This is a genomic window from Azospirillum sp. B506, from assembly GCF_000333595.1.
Taxonomy (GTDB): Bacteria; Pseudomonadota; Alphaproteobacteria; order Azospirillales; family Azospirillaceae; genus Azospirillum.
In genome coordinates this window covers 1-9,461 of the sequence record NZ_BADK01000839.1, presented here as the reverse complement: position 1 = coordinate 9,461, position 9,461 = coordinate 1, and the positions used below count along the sequence as shown (strand labels likewise).

At 66.7% G+C, this 9,461-nt stretch carries 12 protein-coding genes; 4 read left to right on the top strand and 8 right to left on the bottom strand.

Annotation, left to right across the window (positions count from 1 at the left end; genetic code table 11):
* The first annotated feature begins 280 nt into the window (after window positions 1–280).
* Window positions 281–1,129: a hypothetical protein gene (locus I71_RS26190; protein WP_042700846.1), complete on the top strand. Its 849-nt coding sequence runs from the start codon at window positions 281–283 to the stop codon at window positions 1,127–1,129.
* A gap of 99 nt (window positions 1,130–1,228) precedes the next feature.
* Here the strand turns inward: I71_RS26190 and I71_RS26185 are convergent, their stop codons facing one another.
* Window positions 1,229–1,831 (bottom strand): hypothetical protein, encoded by a 603-nt coding sequence (locus tag I71_RS26185; protein ID WP_244434062.1) that lies wholly within the window; start codon window positions 1,829–1,831, stop codon window positions 1,229–1,231.
* A gap of 152 nt (window positions 1,832–1,983) precedes the next feature.
* Here I71_RS26185 and ispH point away from each other — a divergent pair, with 152 nt between their 5' ends.
* A complete protein-coding gene (gene ispH, locus I71_RS26180; protein ID WP_042700843.1) occupies window positions 1,984–2,946 on the top strand; it encodes a 4-hydroxy-3-methylbut-2-enyl diphosphate reductase in 963 nt (320 codons plus the stop codon).
* A gap of 21 nt (window positions 2,947–2,967) precedes the next feature.
* Here the strand turns inward: ispH and I71_RS26175 are convergent, their stop codons facing one another.
* The 4 genes from I71_RS26175 to I71_RS26160 are packed head-to-tail and all read right to left on the bottom strand — an operon-like array spanning window position 2,968 to window position 6,038.
* Complete coding sequence (locus I71_RS26175) at window positions 2,968–4,431, bottom strand: cobyric acid synthase (RefSeq protein ID WP_042700840.1); 1,464 nt, start codon at window positions 4,429–4,431, stop codon at window positions 2,968–2,970.
* A 4-nt stretch (window positions 4,432–4,435) separates the two neighbouring features.
* Window positions 4,436–5,059, bottom strand: a complete 624-nt coding sequence (cobO, locus tag I71_RS26170; protein WP_244434061.1) for a cob(I)yrinic acid a,c-diamide adenosyltransferase — start codon at window positions 5,057–5,059, stop codon at window positions 4,436–4,438.
* Window positions 5,056–5,580, bottom strand: coding sequence for a bifunctional adenosylcobinamide kinase/adenosylcobinamide-phosphate guanylyltransferase (gene cobU, locus I71_RS26165; protein WP_042700837.1), 525 nt, complete (start codon window positions 5,578–5,580; stop codon window positions 5,056–5,058). The genes cobO and cobU overlap by 4 nt, the downstream gene beginning before the upstream one ends.
* Window positions 5,577–6,038 carry a cupin domain-containing protein gene (locus I71_RS26160; protein WP_042700833.1) on the bottom strand — a complete coding sequence of 154 codons (462 nt, stop codon included), beginning with the start codon at window positions 6,036–6,038 and terminating at the stop codon, window positions 5,577–5,579. The genes cobU and I71_RS26160 overlap by 4 nt, the downstream gene beginning before the upstream one ends.
* A gap of 229 nt (window positions 6,039–6,267) precedes the next feature.
* On the opposite strand from I71_RS26160, the gene I71_RS26155 reads away from it, so the two are divergent.
* Window positions 6,268–7,026: an alpha/beta hydrolase gene (locus tag I71_RS26155; protein WP_049976341.1), complete on the top strand. Its 759-nt coding sequence runs from the start codon at window positions 6,268–6,270 to the stop codon at window positions 7,024–7,026.
* Between the two features lie 7 nt (window positions 7,027–7,033).
* On the opposite strand, the gene I71_RS26150 is transcribed toward I71_RS26155, so the two are convergent.
* The 3 genes from I71_RS26150 to I71_RS26140 form a co-directional block, all read right to left on the bottom strand.
* Entirely contained in the window at window positions 7,034–7,264 is a 231-nt protein-coding gene (locus tag I71_RS26150) for a zinc ribbon domain-containing protein (protein WP_042700828.1), read from the bottom strand.
* Window positions 7,265–7,368: 104 nt separating this feature from the next.
* The gene (locus I71_RS26145; protein ID WP_042700825.1) at window positions 7,369–7,575 is read right to left on the bottom strand and encodes a heavy-metal-associated domain-containing protein; all 207 of its coding nucleotides are present in this window, start codon (window positions 7,573–7,575) and stop codon (window positions 7,369–7,371) included.
* Between the two features lie 24 nt (window positions 7,576–7,599).
* Window positions 7,600–8,727: a divergent polysaccharide deacetylase family protein gene (locus I71_RS26140; protein ID WP_244434060.1), complete on the bottom strand. Its 1,128-nt coding sequence runs from the start codon at window positions 8,725–8,727 to the stop codon at window positions 7,600–7,602.
* Between the two features lie 230 nt (window positions 8,728–8,957).
* Here I71_RS26140 and I71_RS26135 point away from each other — a divergent pair, with 230 nt between their 5' ends.
* Window positions 8,958–9,317, top strand: coding sequence for an STY0301 family protein (locus I71_RS26135; protein WP_244434059.1), 360 nt, complete (start codon window positions 8,958–8,960; stop codon window positions 9,315–9,317).
* Window positions 9,318–9,461: the final 144 nt, after the last annotated feature.

The window sequence follows — 9,461 nt, the reverse complement described above, 5'->3', positions numbered from 1 at the left end:
GCGCCGCCCGCGGACCCGTCCGTTTCGGGCGGTTCCACGGGCGATTTTTCCCGCGAGGGATCATCGGCGTATATGCGGCGCACCTTGTCGCGATCAGACAGGTTTGTCAATCCGCGGTCTGGCCCATGAACCGACCAAGCCGTTGAAATATACCGGTTTTGGAAATTTTCCTTTTCCGCAGCGGGCATAGGTATACAAACCCATTCACCGCGTCACGCCGAGCTGGCCAGCCGTTGTCCTTCGCGGGACTCATCCCAATCGACAGAGTGGAGAGCGCGCAATGACCGTTCAGGCCTTCAACCCGTCCGACCTGTCCCAGTCCGCCGCCAACTGGGCAGTGTCGCAGCGCATCGTCGGAGCCTTCGCTCCCCACGCCCAGATGGCACCGAACCTGACACTGGGGCTGGATCCCGGTCATCTGCTGAACGACACGACGCTTGTCGAGGTCGGCCCACAGTCCGTCGGCCCCTTCATCCCGCCGACGTCGGGGTTCCGCATCGACCGGGTGGTTGTCGACCGGTCGACAGGCGCCGCGACCATCGTCACCGGGACCACCAACAGTTTGAACCCGCCGGCCATTCCGGCTGGCAAGCTGCCTGTGGCCCAGCTTCATCTTCAAGGTACCACCTTGACCATCACCAACGACATCATCGTCGATGAACGTGTCATTGCCGCAACCTTCACCCCTCCGGCTCGCCGCGTGATTGGTTTCAGGGCCGATCTTAACGGGGTTAACGCCACCATATCGGCAGGCGTCTACACTCTCGTTCCCGTTACTGTAAGCTCCAGTCAGGCTTTCAATATCGGCAATGCCTTCGACCCCGAAACGCACCGTTTCCAACCAACCGCGGCCGGTTTTTATCAGGTAAATGCGCAAATCCACTATACGAACATGCCGGCCGGAAAAGGTTGCAATACGTATATCTATAAAAACGGCATGGTCTTCGGACAAGCAGCTACCACGGCAACCGGCGGAGGCGAAACCGTACAGTATTGTGACGTGATTTACCTTGATGGCGCAACAGATTACCTGGAACTTTATGGCTTCTATAACCCCGGAACCACCACCGGAAACTATATCGGCGGCCAAATTTCAACGACTTGGTTTAGCGCCGCTTACATAGGCTGATCTCGTATGAGGGGAGGTGGAACATTCTACCTCCCCTTTGTTCTGTACGGTCCGAACATCATCATCTAATAGTGAGGCCACTGATGCCGGTAGCGCGCCTTACTTCTTCACCTGGGTCCGGTTGAAGTTCAACTGCTCCGGCGTCAACTGGAAGCCGAGATAGATCTTCCAGTCCTTGGCGTTGCCATCCTTCGGCAGCGGGATCTTCGGGGCAAGCTCTTCCTTGGTGCCGGCGCGCGGCTGTCCGGGGACGAAGGTCACGTCGGTGTCGAAATAGGCCTTCGACACCAGCGAATCGTCCGGCTTGGCGATGGCGACGAAATACTGGTACTTGGCGGTGGTGCCCTGCAGCGCCGGACCACGTTCCGCCACCAGATAGAGGTTCACGTTCACGGTGACGCCGGCGCTGGTGTAGTCGCAGTTGCCGCTGAAATCGGTCAGGGCGGCGCGCGACTCCAGATCGGTCAGATCCTTGCCGCCGGGACGGAAGACCGTCACTTCCTGAAGATCGCGGACGATGTTGACCTTGGGGCAGGCCAGCGCCGCTTCCGACGGGTTCGTCGGCCCCAACCCCATACCGGAGCAGCCGGAAAGCACCAGAACGGCCCCGGCCGCGAGCAGCGCAGGGCGGCCCAGCCCAAAGAGGGACGCCAGCGGGCTTTTCCGGGCGGGGGTTCCTATATTACGGTCGCGGCGGTCCATCGGTTCGGCCTGATCGGTTAACGGGCTGTTGGATCGCGACTTTAGTGTCCCAGCTTGACCGGCAACAGACCGCGCGGCGGTTCTATCCCTTGTGACCGTTCGGCACGGGACCCCTAAGGGCGACCTTCTCCCGCAAGGGCGGTACAGCGCATATGACCACGACCTCTTCCCTGACCATCCTTCTTGCGGCACCGCGCGGTTTCTGCGCCGGGGTGGACCGGGCGATCCAGATCGTCGAGACGGCGCTGGAGCGCTTCGGGGCGCCGGTCTATGTGCGGCACGAGATCGTCCACAACCGTTTCGTGGTCGAAAGCCTCGAATCGAAGGGCGCCGTGTTCGTCGACGAGCTGACCGAGGTGCCGGACGGCCGTCCGGTGGTGTTCTCCGCCCACGGCGTGCCGAAGTCGGTGCCGCAGGCGGCCGAGGCGCGCGGGCTGTTCTATCTCGATGCCACCTGCCCGCTGGTCAGCAAGGTCCACCGCGAGGCCGAACGGCATTTCGAGGAGGGCAAGCAGATCGTCCTGATCGGCCATGCCGGCCATCCCGAGGTGATCGGCACCATGGGCCAGTTGCCCGAAGGCGCCGTGGTTCTGGTGGAAACGGTGGCCGATGTCGCGACGCTGGCGGTGCGCGACCCGGAAAACCTCGCCTACGCCACCCAGACCACCCTGTCGGTCGATGAGACGACGGAGATCCTGGCCGCCCTCCAGGCCCGCTTCCCCGCCATCGCCGGGCCGAAGAAGGAGGATATCTGCTACGCCACCACCAACCGTCAGGCGGCGGTGAAGGCCATCGCGCCCAAGGTGGATGCGCTGCTGGTGCTGGGGGCGCCGAACTCCTCCAACTCCAAGCGGCTGGTCGAGGTGGCGAAGACCCATGGCTGCCCGGCCGCCCAGCTGGTCCAGCGCGCCGCCGACATCGACTGGAGCGCGCTCGACGGCGTCGTCCGCCTCGGCATCACTGCCGGCGCCTCGGCCCCGGAAGTGCTGGTCGAGGAGGTCATCGAGGCCGCCCGCTCGCGCTTCGACGTGACGGTGGAGGAGCTGCGCACGGCGACCGAGAACATCGTCTTCAAGCTGCCGCGCGCCTTATCGGTGGAACAGGAGCAAGTTTGAGGGGGCTCCCGCCCCCTTTCCTCATCCGGCCGCCACCCGCAACAGCCCATCCATATCCACCACATTCTCCAGCCGGTCCGCGACCGCATCCAGCGCCCGATCGACGGCGGCGCCATAGTTCAGCGTGGACGCACCGGCCCCCAGCCCACGCAGATAGGCCGTCCTGAAGACGTCTGCGGTGAACAGCCCATGCAGGTAGCATCCGGCCACCCGACCGTCGGCCGACTCAGCGCCATCGGTGCCGCCGGCCGCCAGTTCCAGCATCGGCCGCGCACGGTCCGGCCCCTCGGTGCGGCCCATGTGCATCTCGTACCCTGCCACAGCCGCCCCGGTGCGCCGCTCGATGCCGCGGGCCTCCTCCAGCACCTTCGGCCCCTTCAGAACCGTCTCGACATCCAGCAGTCCCAGCCCGGCGGCCTCGCCCGGCGGGCCTTCGATGCCGTCCGGATCGGCGATGCGCTGGCCCAGCATCTGGTAGCCGCCGCAGATGCCCAGCACCCGGCCGCCGCGCCGCCAATGGGCCAGCAGGTCGATATCCCAGCCCTGCGCCCGCAGGAAGACAAGGTCGGCAATCGTCGTCTTGGTGCCGGGCAGGATCACCAGATCGGCGTCGCCCGGCAGCGGCTGGCCCGGACGAACCATGGTCAGCGCAACGCCCGGCTCCTGCGCCAGCGGGTCGAAATCGTCGAAATTGGCGATGTGCGGCAGCATGGCCACTGCGACGCGCAGCGCCCCGTCGCCGGCAGCCCGCGGGCGGTCGAGCGCCACCGCATCCTCCGCCGGCAGGGTCGCCGCCTCGCGCAGCCAGGGCACCACGCCGAAGCCGCGCCAACCGGTGTGACTCTCGATGATCCGCAGCCCTTCATCAAACAGGCGAACGTCGCCGCGGAACTTATTGATGAGAAAGCCCTTAATCCGCTCCTGCTCAGATTTCGGTAGAAGGGCATGGGTGCCGACCAGACTGGCGATCACGCCGCCGCGGTCGATGTCGCCGACCAGCAGGACCGGCACGTCGGCAGCGGTGGCGAAGCCCATGTTGGCGATATCGCCGGCCCGCAGATTGACCTCCGCCGGGCTGCCGGCCCCCTCCACCACCACGATGTCGGCCTCGGCCCGCAGCCGCTCGAAACTGTCCAGAACGGTGCCCAGCAGCTCGCGCTTGCGCGCCTGATAGTCGGCGGCGCGCGCCGTGCCGACCACCACGCCGCGCACCACCACCTGGCTGCCGACATCCGATTGCGGCTTCAGCAGCACAGGGTTCATGTGGACGCTGGGCGCCACGCCGCAGGCCCGTGCCTGCAATGCCTGGGCGCGGCCAATCTCGCCGCCATCCGCGGTGACCGCGGCATTGTTGGACATGTTCTGCGGCTTGAACGGCCGGACGCTCAGGCCGCGCCGCGCCAGCGCCCGGCACAGGCCGGCCACCAGCAGCGACTTGCCGACATCGGAGCCGGTCCCCTGCAACATGATCGCCCGGGATCTCATGATCTTAGAACTCGATGCCGGCCTGGGCCTTCACCCCGGCCTCGAACGGGTGCTTGACCAGCGTCATCTCGGTGACGAGGTCGGCGGCGGCGATCAGGTCCGGCTTGGCGTTGCGGCCGGTGATGCAGACATGCAGGTCCGGCCGGCGGGCGGCCAGCGTCGCCAGCACCTCGTCCAGCGGCAGATAATCCATGCGCAGCACGATGTTCAGCTCGTCCAGCACGATCAGGCGATAGCGCGGGTCGGCCATCAACTCCTTGGCCTTGGCCCAGGCAGCCTCGGCGGCGGCGATGTCGCGGGCGCGGTCCTGGGTGTCCCAGGTGAACCCTTCGCCCATCGTGTGAAAATCGACCAGATCCTCGAAGCGCTCCAGCGCCACCGTCTCGCCGGTCGACCAGGCACCCTTGACGAACTGCACCATGCCGACGCGCATGCCGTGGCCGACCGCGCGCATCATCAGGCCGAAGGCGGCGGTGGACTTGCCCTTGCCCTTGCCGGTATGGACCATCAGCAGGCCCTTCTCCACCGTTTTGGACTCGAGCGCACGCTCCTGCAATGCCTTGCGCCGCTTCATTTTCTCGGCATGGCGGCGGTTCATCTCTTCGGTGTCGGCCATATCGGCAGTCATACGGGGATTCCCTTCACGAACATCGGCAGACCGGCAACGGTCAACACGACGCGCGGCGCCACGGCCGCAATGGATTGGTGCAGGCGGCCGGCATGGTCGCGGAAGCGGCGGGCCAGCGCGTTGTCAGGCACGATGCCGAGCCCGACCTCGTTGGAGACGAGCACCACCCGGCCGGGCAGCGTCGGCAGAAGCTCCACCAGCGCCGTGGTTTCCGCCGCGATATCGGCCTCCGCCATCATCAGGTTGGTCAGCCACAGCGTCAGGCAATCGACCAGCACGCCGGTGCCGGCGGCGGCATGGCGGCGCAAGGCGCCGGTCAGGTCGCGCGGCTCCTCCACCGTCGTCCAGTCCGGGCCGCGGTCGTCGCGGTGCTTCGCCACCCGCTCCGCCATTTCGGCATCCCAGACCTGGGAGGTGGCGATGTAGACGCGCGGACCACCAAACGCCGTCACCAGCCCCTCGGCATAACGGCTCTTGCCCGAGCGGGCGCCGCCCAGCACCAGAGTGGCGTCCGCGCTCATTTCCAAACGGTCCCGTCGCGGTGACGATAGGCGCCGTCGCGCCAGACCATATCCTCATCGGCATAGTCAATCTCGTCGCCGGCGCTGCGGTCGCCGACCTCCAGATAGGCGGCCGGCCGGTCGCTGCGGTTGATCAGCCGGTGACCGTCGGTGACGCCATGCGGAAAGCCGGCGCACATGCCCACGGTCAGCAGCGTCTCGCCGGCATCGGTCACCAGCGTCAACTCGCCCTCCACCACATAGACGAACTCGTCCTGCCGGCTGTGCCAATGGCGCAGGGCGGACGAGGTGCCGGGCGCCAGCCGGGTCAGGTTGACGCCGAAATTTCGCAATCCCAGCGGGTCACCCAGCACCGCCCGGTGGCGGCCGGCGACCTGCGCCCGGAAGGGCTGCGGATAGTCGGTGGCGCCGGTCTCGGCGGTCAGCGTCGCGGGATCGAGGACCGGTGGGTTCGGCACAGGCGCTCTCCGGTTCTGTGTTGCGGATCCGGACTGTCGCAAACCGCACCGGCGGCGTCAAACGGCTCAAGTCCCCTTACAAAGCAGGGTTGCCGGGACCGCGACTGGACAGGCGCCGCTTCGCCCGTCATGCTTATTGCAGCGCAAAACAACAACCTGCGATGCGATGTCCAGCCCAAATAAGTCGCACTTGGAAATCATCAGCCGCCGCCCCTCCGGTCCTGCCAAGATGCCGCCGCTCCTGTTCGTCCATGGCGCCTTCAGTGGCGCCTGGATCTGGGACGCCAAGTTCCTGCCCTGGTTCGCCGAGCACGGATGGGAAGCACATGCCGTGTCGCTGCGTGGCCATGGCAACAGCGAAGGGGGCGACCGGCTGCACGATTTCGGCATCGCCGACTATGTCGATGACGTGCTGGAGGCGGCAAGCCGCCTGTCCGCCCCGCCGGTGCTGATCGGGCATTCGATGGGCGGACTGGTGGTGCAACGCGCGCTGGCCAAGCGCCGTTTCCCGGCAGGCGTGCTGATGGCGTCGGCGCCGCCCTATGGCCTGATGTCCTCCACCATGGGGCTGGCCTGGCGATCGCCCTATGTGTTCCAGCAGATGTCGATGCTGATGACCTTCGGCGAACGCGCGTTCGATCCGGACGCGATCCGCCGCGCCATGTTCTCAGACAAGACGCCGCGGGACGAAGCCGCGAAATACGACAGCCGCATGCAGGAGGAATCGCGCCGCGTCCTGCTGGACATCGGCGGCTGGATCCCCTTCCCCGTCCTGCCACCCCGCGACACGCCGATTCTGGTGATGGGGGCCGAGGAGGATCTGCTGTTCCCCCGCGCCGAGGTGATCGCCACCGCGATGGCGCTGGGAACGCAGCCGGTGTTCATGCCCGGCATGGGCCATGCGATGATGCTGGAGCAGGACTGGCAGTTGGCCGCCGAGCGGATCGAGTCGTGGATCGCCGCGACGGTGGCGGCACCGGTCACCTGAGGCACTTCTAGCGTTTCGGCCGCTCCGACCGAGCGTAATTGCTGAAATGCCCCTCCTTCGCCGCCATCCGGCGGGCGGACTGGATCACGGCGCCGGATTTGCCGTCCGGCGCCACGTTCGACAGCTGGCGGGTCAGGTCGGCGCTGCCGCAGGAGGGGCAGCCCGGGGTCTCGCCTGAGCGGACCAGGGTCTCGAACCCATGGTCGCAGGCCTTGCAGCGATAGGAATAGAGCGGCATCGCACCCTCGCGGAACGGATCGCATCGCACCGAGAATGCCGCAATATCCATAAAGAGAAAACGGTTTTGTTGCGTCGCATCAAAACCTTGATGAAGCGGCCGGATCAGGCCGCCGGTCCGCCGAAATCGAATCCAGCCGCCTCGACCGCCTGCCGCACCACCTCTGCCGGAACATCGCCATCGACCAGCACGGTGCCGGTGGCGAGATCGACGGTGACCGCGGCATCGGGCGCCGCTCTGGTGATCGCATTCGAAACGGAGCGGGCACAGCCGCTGCAGGTCATTCCATCCACCTTGTACGCATCGGCCATCGGCGCGGGCTCCCTTCGGTCAGGTCAGCCGCCGGCATGATGCGTCCGCACCACCGCGCTGACCGGGACAAGAACGAAGCCACGCTTTTGCACATCCGGCAGCCAGGACGCCAGAGCTTCGATTGTCGCATCATGCGGATGGCCGATGGCGACGGCGTAGCCCTGACGCTTCGCCACCTGTTCCGTCTTGGCAAGCTGGGCCTTCACCGCCGCCACGGTCTCCTGGTTGTCGAGGAACACGTCGCGGCCGATCCACGGCATCTTCAGCTCCTGGGCCAGTCCGATCCCGGCACTGTTGGGGGTGGTCCGGCTGTCCAGCCAGAGCAACCCCCGCCGGTGCAGTTCCGCCAGAACCGGCGCCAATGCCGCCCGGTCGGCGGTGAAACGGCTGCCCATGTGGTTGTTCACCCCGACATAGCCGTCGAAACTGTCCAGCGCGGCGCGGAACCGCTTCACGATCTCGCCCTTGTCCAGCGAGACCAGCAGCGCGTTCGGTCCCGGATCGGCCTTCACGCTGGGCTCCATCGGCATGTGCAGCATCAACTCGTGCCCATGGGCGCGGGCGGCCTTCGACTGGGCCGACAGGTCGCGGGCATAGGGCAGCCAGGACAGCGTCAGCGGCCCATGAAGCCCGGCCATCCGCGCCGAACGCTTGCGATCCAACCCCATGTCGTCGATGACGATGGCGATGATCGGTTTGCCCGTCGGCACCTCGGCCGGCAGCGCGTTCCTGCGCCACAGCGCGGCGTTGCCGCTTGGGGGCTGCACCGGCGGCTGGGCCGGAGGGGCGGGCGGCGGCAGCATCGCCACAGTGGTGGCCGGCGGGCGGGTTTCGGCCTGAACCGGCTTTTCCGGCACGGCATGTTCCGGCCCTTCGGCAGCATGCTGGACGGGCGGCTCCGCCTTCACCGCCGGCGGTGCGGGTGGCACGGGCGTCACGCCTGCCTGGGGAACTGGCGCCTGCTGAACCGGAGTCTGCTGGGTTCGTTCGCCACCTGAGCGGCCGCCGGTCAGCGTCGCCACGCCGATCGCCACCGCGAACACCGCGGCAACCGCCGCCAGAGCCAGAACGAAGGGATTCGACAGAAACGGTGGAAGGGAAATCTTGCGGGCCTTTGAAGGCACCTTGCGGGCCATGGTGACGACGTCCATCCTGCGACCGGGGCGCCGCACAGTGGCACCCCGCCGCGGCGACCGCAATCGCTCAAACGACGCAATCCGCCGCGGGAAAAGCCCATCAGTCCAGCCCACCGGCCCGCCGGCCCGGAGATCGCCCGATGCGTCCGATCTTTGTCACCGCAGCCCTTCTGGAACCCATCCTGTCGACTGCCACGGCCCTGCCCGCGAAGGCCGACGGACCGCAATGACCGCCGTCCCTCAGGGTGACAGCCCAGCCGGAGGAGCCCGGCGGCTGGTCGCCCTATCCCGGCCGCGACAACCACGGCTTCATCGGCATCACCCTGATCGAAGGCGACCGCGCCACGCAGATGGCCACCACTTTCCGCACCACCCTGGCGCCCGCCAACGAGACCAGGCATGCCCGCAAGCTGGTTCATCTTTGGGAGTTCGAGGCAGATCAGCGTGGCAAGATTTTCCTGCTCTGCCGGTATCGCGACACCGAAGCAGCTCTCGCCGTCGACCTGCAGCGCCGGATCCGCCGCTGCACACTGACGTGGGAAACCGACATTCGTGGCGACGTCCCGGAAAATCCCAAGAACCCGCCGCAGCTCGATTGCCGGTGACGGCGCGGCACTCTGCGCGGAGGCTGGAAATCTGCCCCCTCAGCGGCTATGGTGTCCATCGTTGGAACAGGGCCGGAACGGCCCGGACGACCCGGGCCAATGTGACCGGCCAAAGGTGGTAGGCTGAAGGCGCATGCTGCTGCT